Source organism: Streptomyces canus (genome assembly GCF_001514145.1).
GTDB lineage: Bacteria > Actinomycetota > Actinomycetes > Streptomycetales > Streptomycetaceae > Streptomyces > Streptomyces canus.
In genome coordinates this window covers 900,177-923,718 of record NZ_KQ948656.1, presented here as the reverse complement: position 1 = coordinate 923,718, position 23,542 = coordinate 900,177, and the positions used below count along the sequence as shown (strand labels likewise).

The following is a 23,542-nucleotide window of genomic DNA, read 5'->3' as shown; positions in this document are numbered from 1 at the left end:
CGTCGCCGGCGCCTTGCGGAGAACGCGAGAGGGGCCGCCGTCTCCCTGCTGACGGCGGCCCCTCGGACCAAGCGGCTCCTGCTGCGGTTGTTACATGTGGACGACGGGTGCGGCGTCCGCGTCCTGCTCCGGCACCCCGCGCCTGAAGAGCAGGAAGGTGATCAGCGCGCCGACGGCGAAGAGGCCGGCCGACCACCAGAAGGCGGTGGTGTAGCTCTCGATCGTGGCCCGGGCCTGGACCAGCTTGTTCGTCGGGTCCTTGCCGGCCAGGTAGTCGGTGGCGGCGCTCGCGGCCAGCGTGTTCAGCAGTGCGGTGCCGATCGAACCGCCCACCTGCTGCATGGCGTTGACGGTGGCCGAGGCCACTCCGGCGTCCTCGGCCGCGACCCCGCCGGTGGCCAGCTGCATGGCCGGCGGCATGACCAGGCCGAGACCGAATCCGGTCACGATCAGCTGCGGCAGTACATGGGACAGGTAGCTGGAGCCGACGCCGATCCCGGTCAGCCAGGCCATGCCGACCGCGGCGACCGCGAAGCCCAGCGGGATGACCACCTTCGGTCCGATCCGCGGGACCAGCGTCGTGGTGCTGACCTGCGCCGCCACCATCAGCGCGGCGACCATCGGCAGGAAGGCCACACCCGTCTTGGTCGGGCTGAAGCCCAGGTTCAGCTGGAGGTAGTAGGTGAGGAAGAGGAAGACACCGAACATGCCGCCGCCGGAGATCAGCACGGCCAGGAAGGAGGCCGCCCGGTTGCGGTCCAGCAGGATGCGCAGGGGCAGCAGCGGGTGCGCGGCACGGGTCTGCCACCAGGTGAAGGCGGCCAGCAGCGCACCGCCCGCGACCAGGAAGCCCCAGGTCTCGGGAGAACTCCAGTCGTGTGTCTCGGCGTTGGAGAAGCCGTACACCAGGGAGAAGAGACCGGCGGCGACCAGCAGCGTGCCGGGCACGTCCAGCTTGGAGTTCGCGGCGTCACGGTGGTTGTGCAGCAGCAGCCAGCCGCCCGCGAAGGCGACGACGGCGATGACGACGTTGACGTACAGCGTCCAGCGCCAGTCGAGCGCGTCGGTCAGGACGCCGCCGAGCAGCAGACCCACCGCACCGCCGGCACCGGCGATGGCGCCGTACACACTGAACGCCCGGGCGCGCTCGCGGGCGTCGGTGAACGTCGTGTTGAGCAGGGACAGCGCGGCCGGCGCGAGGAGCGCGCCGAAGGCGCCCTGCAGAGCGCGGGCGGTGACCAGCATCTCGAAGTTGGTGGCGGCACCGCCGAGCGCCGAGACGGCCGCGAAGCCGACGACACCGATGAGGAAGGCCGTCTTGCGGCCGAAGAGGTCGGCTATCCGCCCGCCGAGCAGGAGCAGGGAGGCGAACGCCAGCGCGTAGGCGGTGACGATCCACTGCCGGTTGCCGTCGGAGAAGCCGAGGTCGGCCTGGGCCGAGGGCAGGGCGATGTTCACGATGGTGGCGTCGAGGACCACCATCAGCTGGGCGAGCGCGACGACGGCGAGGATCCACCACCGCTTGGCCGAAGCGGCGGCCGGCGCCTCGACGGCGCCCTCCTGCCCGCTCTCGGTCAGAGTCTTCTGGGACATGGCACAACTCCAGGGAAAGTCGGCTGGGCTCTTCCGGCTCATAAACGAAACCGTTTCGTACACGTCGAGGTTAGACCATGCCGAACGAAACGGCAACGTTTCGCTGAGGGGGGAAGTACGTCCAAGCATCTGAAGGCGCCCAGGGAAGCGGGTCTGGTCCGGATACGGCGGACGCGCAGTGCCGTGTACAAGTTCAACGGCGACATGGAGGACTACACGACCGGGTCATCGCCCTCGACGAGCCCCGGCACCTCTCCTTCGCATGGGGGCGGCGACGAGCTGCACTTCGACCTGGAGCGCTCGACGAGAAGCGGACGCGCCTCACGCTCACCAACGTGCTGAGCGCCGCCGACACCGCTGCCCGCAACGGCGCCGGCTGGGACGCGTGCCTCGCCGCCCTCGACGCGCGGGCCCACAGCCGGAGCTTTGAACGGCCGCAGTGGAAGGAGCTCTACCAGGCGTACGTCGACGCCGGTGTCCCCTCCGGCGCACCGGTCCCCGGAATGGACTGACCGGGGACGGACCAGCCCCTCACGCCATCTGCCGCCGCACCAGCTCGTGCAGCCGGCCGCCCGTGTCCGCGAGGAGCTGCGCCGGCGGCCCCTGCTGGGCGACCTTGCCGTTCTCCATCACGATCACCCGGTCGGCGTCCAGCACCGTCGACAGCCGGTGCGCGATGACGATCCGGGTGGCGTTGAGGGCCTTGGTGGACTCGATGACCGTGCGCTGGGTGTCGTTGTCCAGGGCGCTGGTCGCCTCGTCGAAGAAGAGGATCCGCGGCCGCCGGATCAACGCCTGCGCGATCATGAGCCGTTGGCGCTGGCCGCCGGAGATCGCCCCGCTGCCCGAGACGATGGTGTGCAGCCCCATCGGCATCCGCTGGATGTCCTCCGCGAGCCCCGCCATCGCGGCCGCCGCCATCGCCTCCTCGGGCGTGTAGGGCTCGGTGCCGCAGATGACGTCCAGGATGGAGCCGGTGAACGGCTGCGCGTGCTGGAGGACGACACCGCACTGCCGGCGCACCGCCGACTGGTCGAGGGCGGCCAGGTCCTGGCCGTCGTAGAGGACACTCCCGGAGACCGGCCGGTCGAAGCCGATCAGCAGCCGGAGCAGGGTCGACTTGCCGCAGCCGCTCGGGCCGACGATCGCCACGAACTCACCCGGCCGGATCTCGAAGGACACGTCGTCCAGGACCAGGGGACCGTCCTCGGAGTAGCGGAAGGACAGCCTGCGGGCCTCCATCGCGCCGGTGAGCGGCCCCGGCCGGGTGCTCGCGGTGCGCACCTCCGGCTGCGCCTCCAGGACCGGCTTGATCTCCTCGAACAACGGCAGCGCGGCCACCGCCGAGACGAAGGCGCCGGTGAGCTGGGTGACCGCGGTCAGCAGCATCGTCACCGAGGTGTTGAAGGTGAGGAACTCCGCCGCCGACATCGACCCGCGCGCCGGGCCCGCGAGCAGCATGAACATCAACAGGGTGCACAGCGGGAGATAGACCGAGCCTATCACCGACGTGAGGTTCTTGATCCGGCCGACCTTCTGCTGGAGCTCCCGGCTGCGGGCGAACTCCGAGGCCCAGGCCGCGTACGCGTAGTTCTCCGCGGCCGCCACCCTCAGCTTGGGCAGACCGCGCAGGGTCTGGAAGGCCTGGTTGTTCAGCTTGTTGCTCAGCACGACCAGTCGCCGCTGCCAGCGCACCTGCCAGAGCCCGAGGCCGAGGAAGCCGGCGGCGATGACGACCAGCATGCCGATCGCCGCCATAGCCATCGGGACGCTGTACCAGAACAGCAGGCCCAGATTCATCGCGCCGACCGTCACCGACTGGGCGACAGTGGGGCCGATGCCCGCCATCATCCGGCGGATCGAGCTGATGCCCATGGCCTGGCTGGCCAGTTCGCCGGTCGAGCGCTCGGTGAAGAACTTCGTCGGCAGCCTCAGCAGCCGGTCCCAGACGGCCGGTTGCAGGGTCGCCTCGATACGGCCCTCCAGACGGAGCATGGTGAGGTTCTGCAGCAGCATGAAGGCCGCCGTCACCACCCCGCTGACCATCACGGCCAGACACACCTGCACGATCAGAGCGGTCTGGGCCTTCGGCACGAACTCGCCGAGCACCTTGCCGGTCGCGATCGGGACCAACGCGCCGATCGCCACCGTCACCAGACCGCTGAGCAGCAGGTTCGTGACATCGCCGCCGGTGCCGCGCATGCTGAACCGCAGAAGTCCGAGCGGGCTGAGCTTCCGGTCGGGCAGCGGGCGGTAGAACATCACCGCGCGCGGCTCGAACTCCTCCGCGTTGTCCTTCTCGATCGGCGTCTCGCGTCCCGTCGCCGGATGCACGGCCACATAGCCGCCGCGCCGCCACAGCAGCGCGACCGGGGCACCCGACAGCGCCCGATGGCCCACCAGCGGGCCGATGTTGTCGCGCCACCAGCTGCCGTCCAGGCGCACCGACCTGATCCGGACGCGGGAGGCGAGGGCGATCCGTTCGACCGGGTCGAGACGGTCGCTCTCGGTGCCGCTGTGCGCGTTCTCGGCGAGCGGGATCCCGGCCGCGTCGGCGGCCAGCTTGCAGGCCGCGTAACTCGCGTCGGCGTCGGCCGTCGTCGTGCGCTGCTTCGACTTGCCGATGGACGCCAGCAGGGTCCGGTCGGCCTGGGCACGCACGGCCTCACCCGCCTTGATGCCGGCGGCCGTCCGGGTCTCGTGGGTGCGCTCCAGCTGCTCGATCCAGCGGTCCAGCGTGGTCAGCAGCCGGTACTGCTGGTCGACCATGGACTGCCAGACCGCCGGATCCATCAGCAGGTCGGCGGCCGCTTCGGCGCCGTAGAGCGAGCCGTACTGCACGCTGCCCGGCGGCACCTGCATCCAGAACACGTCGTCGTCGGTCGGGGCGGCGGCCCGCTCGTCGGCCATCGGCGCCTGGAAGAGGATGGACAGGCTCCGGCCCACCCCGAGCGCGAGGGCGTACTCCAGCGGGCTCGTCGTCGGCGGCACGTACTGGGGGTTGCCGTACTCGTCGTACGACCACGTCTGGGTGTTCGCGGGCTCGTACAGTTCGCGCAGGCCGATGCGGTGGACGACGCAATCCCTGAGCGGGCGTGCGACGAGGGTGTGCTGCGGGCCCGCCACCGGGCCGAGCAGCAGTGCGCCGGGCTCCAGGCGGCCCAGGTGGTGCCAGTGGCCCTGCTGCTCCGCGTCCACCGCGAACAGGTCCACCGCGCCAGACACGACCAGCCACAGCACCTGCGGGCCTTCGAGGTCGATGCGGCTGAACCCCGCGCAGTCGACGCGCGTGCCCATCTGACCGAGGGAAGTGAGGACCACGTCCCCTTCGTGTGCGGTAGTCATCTCACCGTTCCTTGACCAGCGCCGCGTACGCGCCACCGTGCGCCACCAGCTCCTCGTGCCGCCCGCGTTCCACGATCGTGCCGTGTTGCAGTACGACGATCTCGTCGCTGTCGCGCACGGTGCTGAGCCGGTGCGCGATCACCACACAGGCGCAGCCGCGCTTGCGCAGGTTGTCCATGACGACCAGCTCGGTCTCCGCGTCCAGCGCGCTGGTCACCTCGTCGAGGACCAGGATGCTGGGCCGGCGCACCAACGCCCGCGCGATCTCCAGGCGTTGGCGCTGCCCGCCGGAGAAGTTGCGGCCGTCCTGCTCGACCCTGCTGTGGATGCCGCCCGGGCGGCGCATCACCACGTCGTACAGGGCCGCGTCCCGCAGCGCGTCCACCACGGCGTCGTCCGGGACCGACGGGTCCCACAGCGCCACGTTGTCGCGGACCGAGCCCTCGAAGAGGAAGACGTCCTGGTCGACGAAGGACACCGAGGACGCGAGCGCGCCGCGCGGAATGTCGTCCAGACGCTGTCCGTCGATGCGGATCACCCCCTCCCAGGGCGTGTACAGCCCCGAGATCAGCCGGGAGACGGTCGACTTGCCGCTGCCGGAGCCGCCGACCAGCGCCACCTGCTGGCCGGGGCCGACGGTCAGGTCGAAGCCGGTCAGCAGGGGCTTGTCGAGCGGGTTGTAGCCGAAGGTGATGTTCTGCAGCTCGACATGGCCGTGCAGCCTTCGGGTCGAGTCGCCGGCGCCGGGGCGGCCGTAGAGCGGGTCGGCCTTGAAGTTCTCGACGTCCTTCAGCCGGGCCACGTCCGCCGCGAAGTCCTGGATGCGGCCGGCCACGCCGTTCAGGCGGGTGATCGGCGCGGTGAACCGGGTGACCAGTGCCTGGAAGGCGACCAGCAGGCCGACGGAGATACCGCCCTCGATCGCCCGCATGCCGCCGATCCAGAGGATGAGGGCGCTGTTGAAGGTGGCCAGCATCGGGGCGACCACACCCAGCCAGGCGCTTGGTACACCGAGCCGCTGCTGCTCCTCCAGCGTGGTGGCGTGCTGCCCGGCCCACTTGCGGAAGTAGCCGTCCTCGCCGCCGGTCGCCTTCATCGTCTCGATCAACTGCAGCCCGGTGTAGGCGGTGTTGGTGAGCCGTGCGCTGTCGGCGCGCAGCTTCGCCGTACGCGTGGCACGCAGTCGGATGACGACCCGCATGGCCACCACGTTCAGCAGGGCCACACCGATGCCGACATAGGTGAGCTGGGGGTCGTAGGTGTAGAGCAGGAGTGCGTAGAGGACGACGACCACGGCGTCGACGCCCGCCGCCGCGAGGTCACGGGCCAGGGTCTCGGCCACCTGGTCGTTGGACTGCAGGCGCTGCACCAGGTCGGCCGGGCTGCGCTGCGAGAAGAACGTCACCGGGAGGCGCAGCAGATGGCGCAGGAAGCGGGCGCTGGACAGCGTCGAGGAGATGATGCGGCCGTGCAGCAGGTTCGCCTGCTGGAGCCAGGTCAGGGCCAGAGTGAGGGCCACGCAGGCCCCCATCGACGCGAACAGCACGCCGAGCAGCGAGGTCTGCCCCCCGATCAGGAACATGTCGATGTAGGTGCGGCTCAGCGCGGGAGTTGCCGCGCCGACCAGCACCAGCAGCAGGCTCGCCAGCACCGCCGTCGGCATGGTGCCCGCGGTGCCCCGCAGCCGGGCCGGCATCGCGCCGAGAACACCCGGCTTGCGGCCGCCCCTGGTGAAGCCCTCGCCGGGCTCCATCACCAGCACGACGCCGGTGAAGCTGCCGTCGAAGTCCTCCATCGGGACGAAACGGCGGCCCTTGCCGGGGTCGTTGATGTAGACACCGCGGCGGCCGAAGCGGCGGCCCATGCCGTCGTAGACGACGTAGTGGTTGAACTCCCAGAACAGCACCGCCGGCGTCTTGACCTCGGCGAGTGCGGCCGTGTCCATCTGCATGCCCTTGGCCGTCAGGCCGTAACTGCGGGCCGCCTTGAGGAGGTTGCTGGCGCGCGAGCCGTCCCGGGAGACACCGCAGGCGATGCGCAGCTCCTCCAGCGGGACGTGCTTGCCGTAGTGGCCGAGCACCATCGCGAGGGACGCGGCGCCGCATTCCACCGCCTCCATCTGGAGGACGGTGGGCGTACGGACCGTCTTCGCCTTCCCCTTGGGGACCGGGCGTCTGGGCGGGGCGGAGCGGCGCCTGCTCCGGGTGTCCTGTGCGGTGCTCACGGCAGCAGCCAATCGACGGGACGCTGATCGGCCAGCCGGATCGAACCCGAGGCCACGGTCATGGAGGTGAGGGCGAAGGGCGGACCCTCGGCGGAGGACCACCGGTAACCGCTCTTCGTGCCCTTGGACTTGTCCAGCCTCACGAGTACGGCGACCGGCCGGCCGTCCTTGGTGAACTGCTCGCCGAGCTGGCTGTCCCCGAGGAACGCGGCGATCTGCTGCGCCGACTGGGCCGAGCGGTCCACCGACTTCACATGGCCGCGCAGCACGCCGTACTCCTGGGTGGGCACCGAGGAGACGGTCAGGTCCACGGCGGCGTTCTCGGGGATGGAGGCCGCGTTCTCGGCGGGTACGTAGACCGTGGCGTACATCGGATCGGAGGTGTGGGCGACCTTCTCCACGGCGGCGACGTTCGCGCCGGTCGAGATGATCTGCCCGATGGTGGCCGCCAGTGCGGTGAGCCGGCCCGCGGCGACCGTGCGGACGACGGTGTCGCCGTCGGGCGTACGGACCTTCAGCACAGGGGAGTCGGCGGGCAGCTGGGTGCCCTCCTTGGCGATCACCTGGGTGACCTGGCCCGCGACCGGGCTCTGCAGGATGTAACTGCCCTGCCCGTGGGTGAGGATGGCGGGCGCGCTCACCGTGGAGGCGACCGAGCCGGTCACCGCCCACACCGAGGCGGCGGCCATCACGACCACCGTCACGGACATCACCAGCCAGCCCTGCGGACGGGCGAAGCGCACCGGAAGGTCGAGCTCCTCCGGTGACTGGAGCTTGGCGAGGGCCTGTTGGCGGAACTGCACGGGTCTTCCCTCACCTGCGAAAGCGTGCGAATGCTACGCATGCTGCCAATGACAAAGGACCGACTCGCATGAGCCGGCCGGATTACGGCACCCAAGAGTCCCGGAACCGCCGGTTTGCGGCTCCGGGACGGGTCGACCACAAGAAAGTGATCAGATCACGAAGAATGTGATCAGAGACCGGCGACCAGGCCGGTGACCGGGGCGGTGTTCAGGCCGGTCACACCCTCAACGGTGCCGACGGCCGTGTTGACCAGGCCGGAAACCGGGGCGACGCCGTCCACCAGGCTGGTGACGGTGCCGAGGGCGTTGAGCTGCAGGCCGCCGGAGACGTTGTCGAGGTCGGCGTCCGAGATCTCGACGGTCTCAACCTGGGGGGTGGAGTTCATGATGGAACTTCCCTTCGTATGGGTATTTCACAAGGGGGGAGCGGCCCCCTCTGGGGACAGATGACGGCCGCAATCACAAGGCGACGGATCCCGTTTCCGGAAACCCGAACGGCCCTGCGGTGCGATGGATCAAAGCACGCCGCCGCTCCGCCCTTCCAATTAACCACCGGTCCCACCAGGGCACTTGAGTCACAGAAGCCTTCATCCGTGCAGGCTTGCGCACGCCTTGGTGCCGACTTCTTCACAGGTGATGTTGCGGCGGCGTGAAGGGGCCCTCGTCGTCGCCGTGGCGAATGCGACACACCTCGCCAATGACATGGGCGCCGGTCCGCGCTTGTGCAGAACTTCCGCTCGCGGTGACTTGGTTGCGCATTCGATGTGCAGATTCATGGGAGAGGGGATTCGGGGCGCTCTTCACAACGGACCGTCGCTGACCGTTCGCTGAGCGTGTCAGCCCAGAAGTGCGTAGACCGTGCTCGCGCGGGCCGCGAGATCACCCGATGCGGAGTCGGTCATCGTGATGTCGGCGAACGCCATGCGGCGGCCCAGCTTGGTGACGACCGCCTTGATCAGGACATCCGAACCGGACACCGCCCGCTGGAAGCTGGTGGACTGCTGCACCGTCGTCATCGGTCCGTAGGCGCCCCTGGCCGCCGAGACGGCGATCACCGTGGCGGTGTCGGCGGCGGCCATCAGGGCCTGGCCCGACAACGCGCCGCCCTCCCGCGCCAACCGCTGTGACCAGGGAAGTCGCAGGACCGCATGGTCGTCGCCGAGCGTCTCGACCGACAGACCGAGGTCGAGGACCCAAGGGGCGAAGTTGTCGGCGAGGATCTTGTCGGCTTCGGCGGGCGTCATCGTCATATGGGGGATTGTTCCCGCCCGCGGCCCGCCCGGCACGGCCCGTGGCCGAATCGGCGTGGCAATCGGGGCGTAAAGAAACGGCATTGAACGCACCGCGTGCACCGTGCGTACCCATGGCCATCCAGGCGCCCCGAACAACCAACTGCCGTACGGCGGTTACAGACTCCGGTCCCCCAGGAGGTCGAGAAGTTTGAGTCACAAGCGAATTCCGAAGCGCAAGGCCGCGTTCGCGGCAGGCACCGTGGTGGCGCTCGGAGCTGCCGCGATTCTGCTGCCCAACGCCAACGCTTCCCAGGACGGCTCGTCGAACGACGCGGCCGCCGTCGCGCCGAAGACTCTGAAGGCGACGGACGCCTCGGACCTCGCCTCGCAGCTCGAGGAGTTGCTCGGCGACGCCTTCGCCGGGTCCTACTACGACTCCGACAGCCAGCAGCTCGTCGTGAACGTCATATCCGGCGACAACAACAACGTCGTCGTGCAGGCGAAGAAGGCCGGTGCGAAGGTCCGCGAGGTCGACAACAGCCTCACCGAACTGGCCGCCGGCGCGAAGACCCTGAAGGAGGAGGCGACCATCCCGGGCACGTCCTGGGCGGTCGACCCGCGCACCAACAAGATTCTCGTGACCGCCGACAGCACGGTCACCGGCGACAAGTGGAACACCATCGAGTCGACCGTGAAGAGCCTCGGCTCCGACATGGCGACCATCAAGAAGTCGGCCGGCACCTTCAAGACCTTCGTGTCCGGCGGTGACGCGATCTTCGGCGGCGGCGCCCGCTGCTCGCTCGGCTTCAACGTCACCGCGGGCGACGGCAGCCCCGCCTTCCTGACCGCGGGTCACTGCGGGGTCGCGGCCGAACAGTGGTCGGACGCCGAGGACGGTCAGCCGATCGCCACCGTCGACCAGGCCACCTTCCCCGGCGACGGCGACTTCGCTCTGGTCAAGTACGACGACCCGGCGACCCAGGCACCCAGCGAGGTGAACGTCGGCGGCGGCCAGACCGTCGCGATCAGCCAGGCCGCGGACGCCGAGGTCGGCGCCCAGGTCTTCCGGATGGGCTCCACCACGGGCCTCGCCGACGGCCAGGTCCTCGGACTCGACGCCACCGTCAACTACCCGGAGGGCACTGTCACCGGGCTCATTCAGACCGACGTCTGCGCCGAGCCCGGCGACAGCGGCGGTTCGCTGTTCACCCAGGACGGCTCGGCCATCGGTCTGACCTCCGGCGGCAGCGGCGACTGCACCGTCGGCGGCGAGACCTTCTTCCAGCCGGTGACCACCGCCCTGCAGGCGGTCGGCGCCACGCTCGGCGCGGGTGACGCGGCCGGCGGCGCGGGCGCGGGTGACGATCAGGCCGGCGGCGAGGAGGCCGGTGCCGGTGGCGAGGCGGGTGCCGGTGGCGAGGCGGGTGCCGGTGGCGACGCCGGGGCCGGTGCGGGCGAGGAGGCCGGTGCCGGTGGCGACGCGAGCGCGAGCCCCGGTGAGGAGGTCGGCGCCGGTCAGGAAGTCGGCGGCGAGGAGGCCGGCGGTGACGTGATCGGTGGCGAGGAGGCCGGCAACGGCCAGGAGACCGGCAACGGCGCGGGCGATGCCGCCGGCGGCGACGCTGCGGGTGATGCTGCGGGTCAGACGCACAACTGACCCCGTCGGTCCGACGCCACACCTTGAACCGGCCGCGTCGGCAGCGGCCCACCCCCCCACCCTCCGCTGCCGACGCCGGCCCGCACGACCACCTCCCGGCCACACCGCGGTTCCGGCCCGGGAGGTGCAACGGTCCGGCCCTCCGGCGGGAGGGCCGGACCGGCGTGTTTCCACCGGGTGGGTGGTCGACTCTCCGCCTGTGTCAGTCGCAGGCCCGCAGCAACAGCAACGCCACGTCGTCGATCCGCTCCCGCGCGGCCGCGCTGCGCCGGACGAGTTCGTCGGCCAGCTCGTCGAGCGGACGGTCACCGGCGTCGGCGAGTTGCCGTCCCAGACCGGCGAGCGCGTCCTCGATGTCGACACCGGGGGACTCGATCAAACCGTCGGTGTAGAGGGCGAGGACGGAACCGGGCGCGAGGTCCACCTCCGTCGTCGGGTAGACGGCCGAGCTGTCGATGCCCAGCAGCGGGCCCCCGGCCAGGTCCAGCACCCGCACCCGGCCGTCCGGCCGCCGGAGCAGCGGGGGCGGATGCCCGGCCCGGGCCATGACGGCCCGCCCCCGCCGCGGATCGAGCCGCAGATACAGGCAGCTGGCGAAGAGCTCGGCGCCGAGGTCGATCAGTAGCCGGTTCGTCGAGCGCATGACCTCCTCCGGTGTCTGGCCGACGGTCGTGTACGCCCGTACCGCCGTCCGGATCTGCCCCATCAGCCCGGCCGCCGTCACGTTGTGTCCCTGCACGTCGCCGATCACCGCCGCCGCCAGCCCGTCCACCGGCACCAGGTCGTAGAAGTCGCCGCCGATGTCCATGCCCTGCGTGGCCGGCAGATAGCGGGCCGCCGCGTCGATGCCGGGGAGGGAAGGCAGGCTGTGCGGCAGCAGGGCCGCCTGCAGGCCGTGCGCCAACTGGTGCTTGGCGTCGTACAGGACGGCCCGCTCCAGGGCCTGCGCGATCAGCCCGCCGAGACTCGTCAGCACCGCCCGCTCGTCCGCGGGGAAGGGGTGCCGTTCGGTGTATGCCAGCACACAGGTGCCCACCGGGCGCCCGGAGGCGATCAGCGGCAGATAGGCCCAGGCCTCGAAACCGTCAGGGGTGGCGTGCCGCCTCGGATACAGGCGTTCCAACTGCTCCCGGGAGTCGAAGAACGCCGGCACTCCGGTGGTCAGGGCATGCGTACCCGGCGTCGGTTCCGACAGCGGCAGCCCGTCGAACCGCTCCACGACGTGCGCGTCCGGATACCCGCGATGCCCGAGCACGCGCAGCCGCCCCGCCCGGGAACCGAGCACGACCAGTGCCTGGCTCCCCACCGCCGGGGCGATCTCGTCCGCCACCAGCTGCACCACGTCCTGCACACCCACCGCCTCGGTCAGCGCCCCGGCCAGGCTCAGCAGCTGCGAGATCGTGACCAGCCGGGGCGGCGAGTCGCCGGGCTGCGGACCGGACCGGTTCATGTCCGTCACCGCCCGGGCCCGGCTGACCCGGACGCTCAGCCCGGTCGTGCTCGGGTACATCCGGAACGACAGCCAGTCCCCGGGCGGCCGCAGTGCCACGAACGACGTGCTGTGCTGGCTGAGCAACGCTGCCCGGTAACGGTCCTCGTAGACCGGGTCGTTGAGCCAGGGCACCGCCGCCCACAGCTGCGAGCCCAGCAACTGGGAGGTCGGGACACCGATCAGCTCGGCCGCCGCGGCGTTGGCGAAGGAGATCCGCCCGTGCAGATCGAGCGAACACAGTCCGTACGGCAGCCTCGCCACCATCCGTGCCGCCTCCACCGTGCCCAGCGTCCCGGCCGGGCTTCCGACCTGGGCCGCGCCCAGCAGATCCGGTTCGGCGTGCGGCGACACGTTGTCCTCCACCGCCCGCTCCAGCCGCACCGCGAGCCGCCCGCAGGCCGCGATCAGATGCTCCCGCTCCCGGTCGGACAAGTCCGGCGGGTGCGAACCGGGCCAGGTCACGAAGACGGCGCCGTACACCTTGGACGAGGTCGCCACCGGCACCGCGGCCAGCGCGAAGGGATACGGCAGCACCACGGCGATCCGCGGAAAGCGGCGCGCCATCTCGTGCTCGCCGCCCACCCACACCAGCCGCCGCTCCCGTACCGCCTCCGCGACCGGGATCGGCGCGCTCAGCCCCACCCGCTCCCAGGGTGCCGCGAACGCCCGCGGCAGGCCCGCCATCACCGCCATCTCCAGCACGGGTTCGTCGGCGGCCACGAGATACACCGCGCCGGAGTGGGCGTGCACCTCGTCCATCATCGACGCCAGCGCGAGGGAGAGCAGCGGCCGTCCCACCCGGGTCCGGGCGCTCGTCGGCGCCTGGGCGGACCTATGCCCGTCGGACACGCCGACCACCTCCTCGCACGGGCGCGTCCCGGAAGGGGCGCGGGCCGCTGTCGCGTGCCGGGCCCCCAGGGATCAAATCTCCCCCCTCACGGCGGGTCCCGCACGGCGAGCGTTCCCGCGTGCGGGCACACGGGTGTCCGCACGACGGCGAGGGCGACCGCGTACCCCCTTGGCCCCGGGCCATGCCCCCACAGTGGAAGCGCGCGACGGCACACGGGCGCCCTCTGTGCGCCCCCGCGCACCTTGATGGCCAGTTCTTCGCGCCCGAGGGCGGTCCAGGACCCGAACAATGGGGCACGCGTTCATGCCACGGAAACAAGTGCAGCGATTCGAGGGGGACGAGCGGTGATCCGGGTGCTTCTGGTGCACGACGCGTGTCTGGTGAGATCGGCCCTGGCGGAGTGGCTCCGCCGGGAACCGGACCTCGGGGTGTTCGACACCCCGTGGCACGCCGCGCCCGGCCGTCTGCGAGCCGTACGTCCCGACGTCTGCGCGGCCGACCTCGACTGCTCCGACGCATACGGCATCCCGCCGCTGGGGGAGTTATCCGTGCGCGAGCCGGACCGGAGTCCGCCGCGCCTTCTCGTGATGGCCAGCGCCAATCGGCCGGGGCTGCTGAAGCGTGCCGTCGAGGCGGGGGCGCTCGGGTACGTCGACAAGGAGGGGGCGGCACCGGAGCGGCTCGCGCGCGGGATCCGGCGGGTCGCCGAAGGGAAACGTTTCGTCGACGACTCGCTGGGCTTCGGCTTCCTCCAGGCCGCCGAGATGCCGCTGACCAGACGGGAGCTGAGCGTGTTATCCCTCGCGGCCGAGGGGGCCTCCATCGCGGAGATCGCGGGAAGCCTGTGCCTGTCCCACGGGACCGTGCGCAACTACATGGCCGCGATCACCCGCAAGACCGGGGCCCGCAACCGCATCGACGCGATCCGGATCTCCCAGGGGCAGGGCTGGCTCTGATCGCTTCGGGACCACGGCCGTCCAGCCGCCCACGAGTTCGCGGTACGCCGGCGAGTCGCGCACCAACTCCTCGTGGGTGCCGTACGCCGTGCGCGGGCCGTCCATCAGCAGCACGCGTCCGGCGCGGCGGGCGGAGCTGATCCGGTGGGCGACGACGACCAGCGTGGTGCCCGGCCGGCTCGCGAAGGCCCGCTCGGCGCGTTCCTCGGCCCTGGGATCGAGGTGGCAGGTGGCCTCGTCGAGCAGGACGAGGGGGGCGTACGACAGATAGGCCCGGGTCAGCGCGACGAGCTGCCGCTCACCGGCGGAGAGCGCGGCTGGGTCGACGGTCGCCCGAGATCCGCCGAGGGCTTCGAGCACCGGGGTGAGTCCGACCGCCTCGGCCGCCGCGAGCAGCTCCGGCTCGGGCACCGGGTCCGGCCGCAGATGCCCGAGGTTCTCGGCGAGGGTGCCGGTGTGGACGTACGCCTCCTGCGGGATGAGCACACGCAGCGCGGCCGCGTCGGGGGAGGGGACGGGGTGACCGCAGAGCCGGATCCTGCCGCCGGTGGGGTGCAGGAGCCCTGCGATCAGGGCCGTGAGCGTGGACTTCCCGATCCCGCTGGGGCCTACGACGGCCAGATGGGCGCCGGGTGGGAGGTCGAGGTCGAGGCGGTCGACGACGGGGGTGGCGGCGGGGCCGTAGGCGAAGGAGACGGAGGTGAGGGAGAGGGCGGGGGCGCGCGTGGAGGCGCGGTCTGTCGGGTGCGGTGCGGTGCGGGGTGTCTGCTGTGGTGGGGCCGGGGCTGCCTCGCGTGTGGGGGTGTCGCACTCGTGGTCCGCCGCTCGAGCCCGGGTGTGCGGGGCGAAACGGTGGCCCGGCTCGGCATGCCGGTCGGCGGGCCTCGCGTCGGTGCGGCCGCCGTCGGTCTCGGCGCCGCGCGCGTCCGACCCGGCGGGAGCGCCTGTGGCGACGGCGAGGTCGTGGGCCGTGGGGTGTCTGCCGTCGTCCGGGCTGGTGGTGCAGGTGTGGCTGGGCGGGGGGTTCGCGCTGTGGGGTCCCGTCTGCACGACCGGCTCTTCGGTGCCCGTGTCCGACCCGGCGGGAGCGCCTGTGGCGACGGCGAGGTCGTGGGCCGCGGGGTGTCTGCCGTCGTCCGGGCTGGTGGTGCAGGTGTGGCTGGGCGGGGGTTTCGTGCTGTGGGGTCCCGTTCGCACGCCCGACTGCTCGGTGCCCGGTTCCGCGGCGGGTTCCCGGACCAGTCGCCGCAGGACCACCACCAGCCGGGAGCCGCTCGTTCCCAGCCCGTGGACCAGGTTGCGCAGGGCGGGGAGCAGGGACTGGGTGACGTAGGCGAGGGCGCCGAGCAGGGCGCCCGTGGTGACGCCCCGGGCCAGGAGCCAGGGTGCGCAGGCGAGGAGGAGGACGATCGGGAGCTGGCCGCCGAGGGCGAGCGAGACCACGCGCAGGACGGACCAGCGGGCGAGGGAGTACGCGGCCCGCTGTTCGGCTTCGACAAGTCGGCCGGTGTCGGCGGCGACCCGGTCCTCCGCACCGGCCGCCGTGATGTCCCGCAGCCCCGGACAGACCCTGCCGAGACCGTCGGCCAGCGCCTCGTCGGCGACGAGGAACCCCTCCTGGCGGCGGGCCAGCGGACGCAGCGTGGCCGCGAACAGGCCAAGACCCGCGGCGAGCGGCGGCACCACGACCAGCAGGAGCAGCGGGTCGAGCGAAGCCAGTCCGACGACGGCGCCGACGCCCGTGAACACGAACGAACGCGACACCATCACCAGCCCGGCGAACGTGTCCCGCGCGATCTCCACCTGCTGGGTCAGCCCGGACAGCGCCCCCGCGTCCGCCTCCCGCACCCCCCGCTCGACCACCCGCCCGACCAGGACGTCCCGGAGCGGCTCGACCAACGCGGCGACGGCGGCGTACACCCGTACCGTCCCCCAGGCGCCCACGAGCACCCCGATCCCGGCCACTCCGAGCCACGCGAGTCCGACGCCGGGCCGCCCGGCCAGAAACCCCTCGTCCAGGGCACGGGCGGGCGCGTACCCGGTGAGGAAGGTCTGCCCGGTCTCCAGCACGGACCAGCCACCGAGCCGCACGAGAACCCGCCACCGGGCCCGCAGGAACCGGAGACCGCGCGCGTAGATCCCGTCGGTCACGGTGCCCTGGCTCATGACGGCCCCCCTTCCCAGCTGTCCGCCCCCTCCGGCCCGCTCCCGAACACCGCCCGGTACTCCGCCGCCCGCCACAGCGCCTCGTGCGGCCCGACCGCCCGCACCCGCCCCCCGTCCAGCCAGGCCACCGCATCCGCGCGGGCCGCCGTGGCGGTGCGGTGGGCGACGAGCAGGCGGGTGCCGCCGGCCCCGCCGTTCACTAGGGCCTCGGCGATGCGGGCCTCCGTCACCGTGTCGAGGCTGGAGAGGGCGTCGTCGAGGATGAGTAGGCGGCCGCCGTGCGCGAACGCCCGGGCGAGACCGAGCCGTTGGGACTCCCCGCCGGAGCGTGGGGCGTCGGCGACGAGGGTGTCGTAACCGTCGGGCAGCCGGAGCACGAAGTCGTCCGCGTGGGCCGTGCGGGCGGCCTCCCGGACACGCGCGGGGGAGGGGGACCCGAGGGTGAGACCGATCTCCTCCTCGACCGTGCCGCCGAGCAGAGCGGGGCGTTCGAAGGCGTACCCGATCGCACGGCGCAGTGCGTCGTGGGTGAGCTCGTGCAGCGGCACCCCGTCGAGCAGGACCTCCCCGGCGTCCGGTTCGGCGAGCCGCCCGGCGACCGCGGCGAGCAGTGACTTGCCCGCCCCCGACCGGCCCACCACCGCGAGCGTCGTCCCGCCCGGTACGACGAGGTCGACCCCGTCGAGCACGGCACGTCCCCCGCGCAGGGCGGTGACGCCGCGCAGCTCCAGCCGACCCGGACCGGGCGCCAGCCGGCGCTCGCCGTGTCCGAGGGGGGACTCCGCGAGGACCTCGTCCAGACGGCCCGCCGCCGCCCGGGCCCTGGTCAGGCCGGCGAGCTGTCCCACCAGGACGCCGACCCCGGTGGCGAGGACCGCATACCGGGAGGCGGCGAGGACCTCGCCCACCGTGACCCGGTGCTGAGCGAGGAGGACCCCGGCCATGGCGACGACACCGAGCTGCAGCAGCGGGGCCACGGCGACGGACTGGCCCGAGGCCCTGCCCTGCACCTGCCACATGCGGTGACCGGCCTCGGACAGCTCGGGCAGCGGGCGCAGGATGCGGGCCGTCTCCCGGTCCTCGGTGCCCGCGGCCCGGATGGTGCGGTGCCCGCCGACGGCCTCCGAGAGCGCCTGCGCGATCCGGCCCTGCACCTCCTGGTAGCGCGTCACGCATTCCCGGGTGTCCCGGGCGAAGGCGCGCAGCAGCAGGGCGAGCAACGGCGCTCCGGCCAGGTACACGGCCGCGAGCCAGGGGGAGACGAGTCCGAGGGCCACCACGGCGCCGACCGGTCCGGCGAGCGCGGCGAGCAGCGCCGCGCGGGCGGTCGGTGCCGTGCCGGCCTGCGCGGCGTTGCCGACGAGGCGGGCGACGAGGTCACCGGGCCCGAAGCGGGCGGTGGCGCGCGGGCCGACGGCCAGGACGTGTCCGGTGAGGTGGCGGCGCAACCAGGCGGTGGTGCGGGCGTCGACGGTGCCGCCGAGGACGGTCTCCGCCGCGTCGAACAGGGCGATGAGGAGGACCAGTGCGGCGCAGTACAGCACCCAGCGGGTCGCCGGTGCCTGCGCGAGCAGCAGGTCCAGGGTGCGGCCGAGGGCGGCCGGCAGCAGCAGTCCGGCGCCGGTCGCGGCCGTGCTCACCAGGCACAGGACCAGACAGCGGGCGGGGGCCGGACCCAGGAGGCCGTGCGGGGCGCGCGGCGAGGTGCGAGTCGTCATACGGCGCCTTCCGGAGATGTGCAGAACCCCGGGCGGCCCCTCCCTCGCGGGAGTGGACCGCCCGGAGTCATGGGCGCACGATGCCTGTCAGAGACAGAGCGTGACGCTCGCCGCGCTGACGCAGGACAGCAGGCTCAGGGTGCTGTTGCCACCGCCGCCGGTGTGCTCGTCGGACTCCATCGTCTGCAGGTCGAGAAGTGCCATCTCGGTTTCCTTTCTTCGGTGTCGTCCACCCGTGGGGACGGGGTTGGGTCACGGCTCCGTCAGGTCGCGGAACCGCGTATGGGGGGCCGCCCGAGCGGCGGCAGGAACGGCAGGTGCGCGGTGACCGGATCGCCGGGGGCCGTGTGGGCCGCGCCGAGCGCGAGCAGGCACCCTGCCGTTCCGGTGCCCAGGTCCATCGACAGGCGCATCATCTGGTGGCCGGGGAAGGCCAGTTGGCCCCGGTAGTCCATCGAGAACCAGCCGAGCCCGTCGATCTGTTCGGCGATCCGCTCGCGGGTCGCCCCGGGGGTGTCCGTGCGCGCCAGGTGCAGGACCATCCCGGCGCGGCCCTGGAAGAGACCGGGCTGCACGTAGAAGCGGCTGGTGGCGGCGGTCAGCACCCCGGCACGCGCTCGCTCGAACTCCCCCTCGGTGTCGGCGCCCAGGGCGAGGTAGTCGTCCAGGACCATCCCGATGCCGGCACTTCCCTCACCGAGGTAGGGCAGGGTCCGCCAGCCCTCGTCGACCTCCAGCGAGCCGCTCGGGTGCGTCACGCAGCACTCCAGGTCCCGCCGAAGCGCCACCTCCGCCGCCCTCAGCAGCAGGGGCTCACCGGTGCGTTCGTACTGCCGCAGCAGGAAGAGCGCGGACCCGGTCCACCCCCGCAGCAGCCCGGCCCGGCGCCGCTTGGCAGTGTCGGCGAGGGGCTGCGCGAGTCGTCGTACGAGGATGTCGGCGGCCTCGGCGGCCCGCTCCCGAAGCTCCGACTCGCCCGTGGTGCGGGCCAGTTCACCCAGTACCAGACCGAGACCGGCGAGGCCGCCGTGCAGGTCGGAGGAGAGGTTCTGCCAGCGTTCCGCGAGGACGCGCTCGACCAGGTCGAGGGCGCGCTGCCGGTGGCCGAGCCGGTCCAGGACGTGGGCGATGCCCGCGAGACCGTCGTAGAGGCCGAGCGGTGTGCCCGTCGGCGGTGGTGCGGTGCGGGCCAGGAGCCAGCGCTCGCCCTCCTCGTAGCGCTGCGCGCCGACCGCGTCCAGCGCGTAGAGCACCCCGGCCGCGCCGTGTGCGAGCCCGAGGCCGCCGCCGTCGTTGAACTGCGTGATGTCACCGGGGAAGAGCCGGTCCTCGCGCTCCGGGGTGGCCGAGGCGAGGAGCGCCTTCACCATGGAGTCACGGCTGTAGGGCCAGTCGCCGGGCTCGACGAAGGACGGCACGTGTGCGGTGGTGTCCCGGGTGATCTCCGCGACCGCCTCGTCGAGGAACTCCTTCGGCACGTCCGGGAACTGACGCAGGATCACCTCGGCCAGATGGGCCGCCTTGCCCCGGTCGACCACGAACAGCGTGGTCACCGGCAGGAACAGGGCGAGCCTGAGACAGGCCAGGGCGTAGCGGTCGACGTCGATGCCCTTGCGGTCCGGCGGGGCGAAGAAGCCCGGGTGGGCGACCACCTGGCGGCCGTTCTCCTCGACCGGCGCCGCCGCCTCGAAGTCGAGCAGGGAGACCGACTCCTCGTCGGGGCCGACCATGATGTTGAAGACGTGCAGGTCGTTGAAGACGATCCCGCGCGCGTGCACCGCCTCCACCGCCCGTTCCACCGCCCCGTGGATCCGCACCGCCCACGCCGTGTAGTCGGCCACGGCCCGCGGATCGGGGTCCGGCGTGAGCAGCGGATGCCGCTCGGCGAAGAACGAGTTCAGCGGGCGCCCCTCCAGGAAGTCCATGACCAGGAAGCGGTGGTCGCCGAGTGTGAACCAGTCCCGCACCTCGGGCACCACGCCGGTCCCCGCGACCTGCTCCAGGGCGGCCTTCTCCCGCTCCAGCCGGGCGATCGCGTCCGCCCCGTCGGCCGCCAGGCCCGCGTGCGGCCGGCCCTCCTTGAGGACGACCTTGCGCCCATCGCGGGTGTCGGTGCCCGTGTAGACCCCGCCGCCGTTGGAGAAGTGCAGCGCCTTCTCGATGCGGTACGGCAGCTCGCCGACCGTCGTGGTGTTGCGCGCCTCCAGATGGGGCTCCAGGAAGGCGGGCAGCGTCACCCAGTCGGGCACCTGGAAGGACGGCGCCCGGCGGTCCGGCACCAGCTTGCCCTCGCCGTCCCGTACCGCCGGCACCAGCGAGCCCCGGTCGTCGACGACGAAGGTGCGGGCGAACGCGCCGTAGCGGACGTAGAGCGGACCCTCGTACCAGCGCAGATCGGTGAGGATGTACGGCCCCTCGAAGCCCTCCAGGAGCTTCCCCAGCTCCCGGAGCACGTCGTGCAGCTGCTTCTCGTCGGAGGGGTAGACGGTGACGAACTTGCCGCTGGTGTCGCGGGCCGCGTACTTGGTGTTGCGCAGGTGCAGCAGATGCGGGCCCGGCACGAACTTGAACGAGATGCGCCGGGGCACGCAGTAGTCCCACACGATCGCGGCGATCTGCTCCGCGTTCGCCCGGGTGGCCGAGGCGTGGATCTTCCAGCCCTGGGACGGGCCCGGCACCGGCTTTCCGTCCGGGCCGAGCGGCGTGAGCGTCAGCCAGTCGCCGATACGCGCCGCGTCCCAGCCGTCCGGCACCGTGCGGCGCGCCGTCCCGTAGACGGGCGCCTCGCCGGCCGAGATCCGGTCGGGCGTCTCGTAGAAGTGTCTGTCGGCGAGCGCGTACACCTCGTACCGCTTGTCCATGCGTCCCCTTCCGTGGCCCGCCAACGAGGCTTCCAGCGAGGCGGTGGCCACGGACAGTCACGGCTGTCACGAGATCACCGTGCGGAACGCATGCGTCAAGAAGTGTTCGAAGGGTTTCGAGCGTGTCTGCCCGCAGAGGCTCCACGGAACGCTCACAGGGGCTGCGCACATGCCGTATAAGCGCTGTAATGGCGAAGTGGTGAGTGAGGGCGCTGCGGGACGCAGAACGAGAGCGTTGCGTGCCGAAAATGCCCTGACATCGGTCACGGACGGTCCCGGATCGCCCGAAAGGCTGCGCCGTGTCCTCGAACAGGCGCTCGTCTTCGCCGGGGCCTCCCTCGCCGCTGTGTACACGCCCGGCGAGGACGGAGACCTGCTGGGTCTCGTCGAGTCTGCCGGCGTCCCCCGAACGGTCTACGGGCTGCGCGACAGCTATCCGAGCTCCGGTGACTCCCCGCCCGCCGACGCGCACCGCTCGGGGCGGCCGCTCTTCCTCGGCCCGAAGGAGGCCGCCGCCTGCTCGGAGCCCCGCAGGGCGGTCCGGCGGGACTTCCACCTGGCCGTCCTGCCGGCGCACGGCGACGACGGCCGTGCCTGTCTCGTCGCCGTCAGCGAGGACCCGCACGGTTTCGACGACGAGGACCGCAAAGCCCTCGAACTGATCGCCGACGCGATCGTCTGCCCCGCCCCCCTTGTCGCCGCAGACGGCGCGGAACTGCGCTCCAACGCCTTCAGCCTCGCCATGGACACCGGCCGCATCGAGGTCGGCGACGGGATCCTGGAGCTGTTCGGCATGAACCGGGCGGCCTTCGACGGCAAGGTCGAGACCCTGCTCGGCCTGACCGTCCCCGAGGACCTGCCCTCGCTGATGTCGCTGTTCGAGGCCGGTCACATGTCCATCGGCGACCGTGAGCTGGAGTTCCGCATCCTCCAGCTGTCGGGTCCACCCAAGTGGCTCAGGCTGCGCGGCCGCATGCTGCCCGGCGGCGAGGGCACTCCCTCCCAGCTCGTGGGCACCGTCGCCGACGCCTCCACCCTGCGCTCCGACATCACCGACGTGGCCCGCGTGCAACGCCTGGCCGCCGCCCTCTCCATGGCCGGCACCGTCCGCGACGTCAGCCAGGCCGTCGTCTCCGCCCTCCGTGCCCCGCTCAGGGCCGACCGGATCGCCCTCGCCGAGCTGGAGAACGACCGGCTCGTCGTCACCGTCCTCGACCCGCCCGAACCGGAGTCCTGGCCCGAGCTGTGGCGTCTGGAGTGGCGCAGCGAGTGGCCCGAGGCGCCGGTGCGGGCCATGCCCACCCTGGCCACGGCCCTGCGTGAGGGCCGCGCCCAGATCTGGCCCGCCGGTACCGTCCTCGAACCCGCCCTCGCCGACGTCGGCCCCGGCGGCCTCGCGGTCCTTCCACTGCCCGCCGCGGGCCGCATGGCCGGGGCCTGCCTCATCGGCTGGGACACCCCGCACCACTTCGGCCCCGACGAACGCGCCCTGCTCACCGCCTCCGCAGGCCTCGCCGGACAGGCCCTGATGCGCGCCCACGCCCTCGACGCCGAGCACGAACTCGTCGGCATGCTCCAGCGCCAGCTGCTGCCCCGCCGCCTGCCCAAACTGCCCGGTGCGATCGCCGTCGCCCGCTATCTGCCCAGCACCGCGGGCCTGGAGCTCGGCGGCGACTGGTACGACGTGATCCCGCTGCTCGACAACCACGTCGCCCTGGTCATCGGGGATGTCCAGGGCCACAGCGCCGCCGCCGCGACCCTCATGGGCCAGATGCGCACCGCCCTGCGCGCCTACGCCGTCGAGGGTCACTCCCCGGACGTCGTCGTCGCCCGCGCCAACCGCCTCCTGATGGACCTGGAGACCGACCTCTTCGTCACCTGCGTCTATCTGGACCTCGACCTGGAGGAGGGCACCGCCTGGTGCGTGCGAGCCGGACATCTGCCGCCGGTGCTGCGCCACCCCGACGGCACCACGGAGATCGCCGAGGCGGACGGCGGCCCCCCGCTCGGCGTGGTGGCCCAGGCCGACTTCCCGATGACCCCGCTCCGGCTGCAGCCCGGCACCCTGATCGCCCTGACCACCGACGGCCTGGTCGAGTCCACCGAGGCCGACATCGACGAGGGCATGAACCGCCTCGCCCACGGGCTGGCCGTCTCCGACCCCGACCACCTCGGCCTCGTCGCCGACGCCCTGCTCGGAGGCGCCCGCCGCAGCGACGACGTCGCCCTGCTCCTGCTGCGCTACGACGGCATGGCCACGCACCCGCTGCGTGAGAGCTGGACCGTCTGGCGGGTCCCCGAGGCCGCCCGGCACGCCCGCCGCTTCACCCGGCGCACGCTGCGGGTCTGGGGTGTCCCCGAGGACGCGATGGACACCGCCCTGCTCGTCGTCTCCGAGCTCGTCACCAACGCCCTCGTGCACACCGGCGGTCAGGTCCGCCTGGCCCTCACCCTCGTCGGCCGCCGGCTGCGCGTCTCCGTCGCCGACGCCTCGCCCCGCACCCCCGTCAAGCCCACCAACATCGGCTGGGAGGCCACCGGGGGCCGCGGCATCCTCCTCGTGGAGGCCGTGTCGGCGGCCTGGGGGAGTGTCCCCGTCAGCGGCGGCAAACAGGTGTGGAGCGAAATCGCACTGGACGACTGAG

Annotated in this window: 14 protein-coding genes and 1 pseudogene; 4 read left to right on the top strand and 11 right to left on the bottom strand. The window is 72.2% G+C overall.

All coding sequences use genetic code 11. The annotated features are described in order from the left end of the window. Positions 1–90: 90 nt before the first annotated feature. Positions 91–1,593 carry an MFS transporter gene (locus AQJ46_RS04090; protein WP_059204226.1) on the bottom strand — a complete coding sequence of 501 codons (1,503 nt, stop codon included), beginning with the start codon at positions 1,591–1,593 and terminating at the stop codon, positions 91–93. Between the two features lie 335 nt (positions 1,594–1,928). Between AQJ46_RS04090 and AQJ46_RS56505 the strand changes: the two genes are divergently transcribed. Further along, positions 1,929–2,105: an SRPBCC family protein gene (locus AQJ46_RS56505; protein ID WP_208616867.1), complete on the top strand. Its 177-nt coding sequence runs from the start codon at positions 1,929–1,931 to the stop codon at positions 2,103–2,105. A gap of 19 nt (positions 2,106–2,124) precedes the next feature. On the opposite strand, the gene AQJ46_RS04080 is transcribed toward AQJ46_RS56505, so the two are convergent. The 5 genes from AQJ46_RS04080 to AQJ46_RS04060 form a co-directional block, all read right to left on the bottom strand. Then, complete coding sequence (locus tag AQJ46_RS04080; RefSeq protein ID WP_059204225.1) at positions 2,125–4,938, bottom strand: NHLP bacteriocin export ABC transporter permease/ATPase subunit; 2,814 nt, start codon at positions 4,936–4,938, stop codon at positions 2,125–2,127. Between the two features lies 1 nt (position 4,939). Next, positions 4,940–7,162, bottom strand: a complete 2,223-nt coding sequence (locus tag AQJ46_RS04075) for an NHLP family bacteriocin export ABC transporter peptidase/permease/ATPase subunit (RefSeq protein WP_059204224.1) — start codon at positions 7,160–7,162, stop codon at positions 4,940–4,942. Beyond that, on the bottom strand, positions 7,159–7,965 hold the full coding sequence (locus AQJ46_RS04070; protein ID WP_059204223.1) for an HlyD family efflux transporter periplasmic adaptor subunit: 807 nt from the start codon (positions 7,963–7,965) through the stop codon (positions 7,159–7,161). The genes AQJ46_RS04075 and AQJ46_RS04070 overlap by 4 nt, the downstream gene beginning before the upstream one ends. 170 nt (positions 7,966–8,135) lie before the next feature. Further along, positions 8,136–8,351, bottom strand: coding sequence for a hypothetical protein (locus AQJ46_RS04065; protein ID WP_020134776.1), 216 nt, complete (start codon positions 8,349–8,351; stop codon positions 8,136–8,138). A 450-nt stretch (positions 8,352–8,801) separates the two neighbouring features. Beyond that, a complete protein-coding gene (locus AQJ46_RS04060; protein WP_059204222.1) occupies positions 8,802–9,215 on the bottom strand; it encodes a PaaI family thioesterase in 414 nt (137 codons plus the stop codon). Positions 9,216–9,405: 190 nt separating this feature from the next. On the opposite strand from AQJ46_RS04060, the gene AQJ46_RS04055 reads away from it, so the two are divergent. Beyond that, positions 9,406–10,854, top strand: coding sequence for a S1 family peptidase (locus tag AQJ46_RS04055; protein ID WP_059204221.1), 1,449 nt, complete (start codon positions 9,406–9,408; stop codon positions 10,852–10,854). Positions 10,855–11,056: 202 nt separating this feature from the next. On the opposite strand, the gene AQJ46_RS04050 is transcribed toward AQJ46_RS04055, so the two are convergent. Then, positions 11,057–13,204, bottom strand: coding sequence for a SpoIIE family protein phosphatase (locus AQJ46_RS04050; RefSeq protein WP_059204220.1), 2,148 nt, complete (start codon positions 13,202–13,204; stop codon positions 11,057–11,059). Between AQJ46_RS04050 and AQJ46_RS58755 the strand changes: the two are divergent. Further along, positions 13,181–14,068, top strand: a pseudogene (locus tag AQJ46_RS58755) (response regulator transcription factor); the annotation flags it as partial. The gene AQJ46_RS04050 and the pseudogene AQJ46_RS58755 overlap by 24 nt on opposite strands. On the opposite strand, the gene AQJ46_RS58750 reads toward AQJ46_RS58755, so the two are convergent. The 4 genes from AQJ46_RS58750 to lanKC all read right to left on the bottom strand — a co-directional run bounded on the left by AQJ46_RS58750 (position 13,991) and on the right by lanKC (position 20,897). Next, positions 13,991–16,318: an ABC transporter ATP-binding protein gene (locus tag AQJ46_RS58750; RefSeq protein ID WP_059204423.1), complete on the bottom strand. Its 2,328-nt coding sequence runs from the start codon at positions 16,316–16,318 to the stop codon at positions 13,991–13,993. The pseudogene AQJ46_RS58755 and the gene AQJ46_RS58750 overlap by 78 nt on opposite strands. After that, positions 16,315–18,036 carry an ABC transporter ATP-binding protein gene (locus tag AQJ46_RS04040; protein ID WP_059204219.1) on the bottom strand — a complete coding sequence of 574 codons (1,722 nt, stop codon included), beginning with the start codon at positions 18,034–18,036 and terminating at the stop codon, positions 16,315–16,317. Before AQJ46_RS04040 ends, AQJ46_RS58750 begins: the two co-directional genes overlap by 4 nt. Before the next feature lie 87 nt (positions 18,037–18,123). Continuing rightward, the gene (locus tag AQJ46_RS04035; protein WP_020117173.1) at positions 18,124–18,240 is read right to left on the bottom strand and encodes a SapB/AmfS family lanthipeptide; all 117 of its coding nucleotides are present in this window, start codon (positions 18,238–18,240) and stop codon (positions 18,124–18,126) included. Between the two features lie 59 nt (positions 18,241–18,299). Then, on the bottom strand, positions 18,300–20,897 hold the full coding sequence (gene lanKC / locus AQJ46_RS04030; RefSeq protein WP_059204218.1) for a class III lanthionine synthetase LanKC: 2,598 nt from the start codon (positions 20,895–20,897) through the stop codon (positions 18,300–18,302). Positions 20,898–21,066: 169 nt separating this feature from the next. Here lanKC and AQJ46_RS04025 point away from each other — a divergent pair, with 169 nt between their 5' ends. Next, positions 21,067–23,541: a SpoIIE family protein phosphatase gene (locus tag AQJ46_RS04025; RefSeq protein ID WP_059204217.1), complete on the top strand. Its 2,475-nt coding sequence runs from the start codon at positions 21,067–21,069 to the stop codon at positions 23,539–23,541. Position 23,542: the final 1 nt, after the last annotated feature.

Excerpts from the sequence above, each read along its gene's own strand:
- AQJ46_RS04090 (WP_059204226.1), bottom strand. The coding sequence starts at position 1,593 with ATGTCCCAGAAGACTCTGACCGAGAGCGGGCAGGAGGGCGCCGTCGAG.
- AQJ46_RS04080 (WP_059204225.1), bottom strand. The coding sequence starts at position 4,938 with ATGACTACCGCACACGAAGGGGACGTGGTCCTCACTTCCCTCGGTCAG.
- AQJ46_RS04065 (WP_020134776.1), bottom strand. The coding sequence starts at position 8,351 with ATGAACTCCACCCCCCAGGTTGAGACCGTCGAGATCTCGGACGCCGAC.
- AQJ46_RS04060 (WP_059204222.1), bottom strand. The coding sequence starts at position 9,215 with ATGACGATGACGCCCGCCGAAGCCGACAAGATCCTCGCCGACAACTTC.
- AQJ46_RS58750 (WP_059204423.1), bottom strand. The coding sequence starts at position 16,318 with ATGAGCCAGGGCACCGTGACCGACGGGATCTACGCGCGCGGTCTCCGG.
- AQJ46_RS04040 (WP_059204219.1), bottom strand. The coding sequence starts at position 18,036 with ATGACGACTCGCACCTCGCCGCGCGCCCCGCACGGCCTCCTGGGTCCG.
- AQJ46_RS04035 (WP_020117173.1), bottom strand. The coding sequence starts at position 18,240 with ATGGCACTTCTCGACCTGCAGACGATGGAGTCCGACGAGCACACCGGC.
- lanKC (WP_059204218.1), bottom strand. The coding sequence starts at position 20,897 with ATGGACAAGCGGTACGAGGTGTACGCGCTCGCCGACAGACACTTCTAC.
- AQJ46_RS04025 (WP_059204217.1), top strand. The coding sequence starts at position 21,067 with ATGCCGTATAAGCGCTGTAATGGCGAAGTGGTGAGTGAGGGCGCTGCG.